The following is a 630-nucleotide window of genomic DNA, read 5'->3' on the forward strand; positions in this document are numbered from 1 at the left end:
ATGTTTGTCTGTTCGTTATTTAGTTTAAATGTAAGCATAAATTTTATGAGTTGTTACCCAACGTTTTTATTTCGTTTAAATTCTTTTTGTATTAATTCTTCGAGTTCTCTGAAGTCAAAATTCAGAGTATTTGATGTAATCGAAAGTGGCGTTTTGTAAATACTCATATTTGTTTTCATTAATCTCGCTTGTATTCTGTTTGTTGCTTTTCCAATATACTTTTCAGGGTTTTTAACTATAATCATAAGAAAATCGATAGAATTTACTCTTGTTAAATTGATTCTGTTAATATCTTCCCATTCAATTAGACCAATACTTAAAGCACTTGAGTTGTCTGTAATTCCTTTTGAGTCGATAATCAGACCAATTTTTTTATCAAATAGTTTCTTAATTCCATAAATTCCAGCTATTCCGAAAAAAAGAGTTGCAACTATTCCAATAATTCTAATCATTTCTGGATTATTAAATATTTTGAATCTAACTCGGTATTCTGATACAAAAATTTGTGGGTCATAAACAAACAAAATTCCGAAAACAACAAATCCAATTGAAGCTAATGATAGTAATATTATCTTCTTTTTGCTCAATGGTATTTCAATTCTATTATTCAACTTGTCTGATTATGAGTGA

At 27.5% G+C, this 630-nt stretch carries 1 protein-coding gene; it reads right to left on the reverse strand.

Features of this window, described 5'->3' with window-relative positions:
- Nucleotides 1-53 precede the first annotated feature (53 nt).
- Nucleotides 54-611: an STM3941 family protein gene (locus EC396_RS12870; RefSeq protein WP_129367007.1), complete on the reverse strand. Its 558-nt coding sequence runs from the start codon at nucleotides 609-611 to the stop codon at nucleotides 54-56.
- Nucleotides 612-630: the final 19 nt, after the last annotated feature.

Origin of the sequence: Lutibacter sp. HS1-25 (assembly GCF_004121075.1) — a bacterium.
Taxonomy (GTDB): Bacteria; Bacteroidota; Bacteroidia; order Flavobacteriales; family Flavobacteriaceae; genus Lutibacter.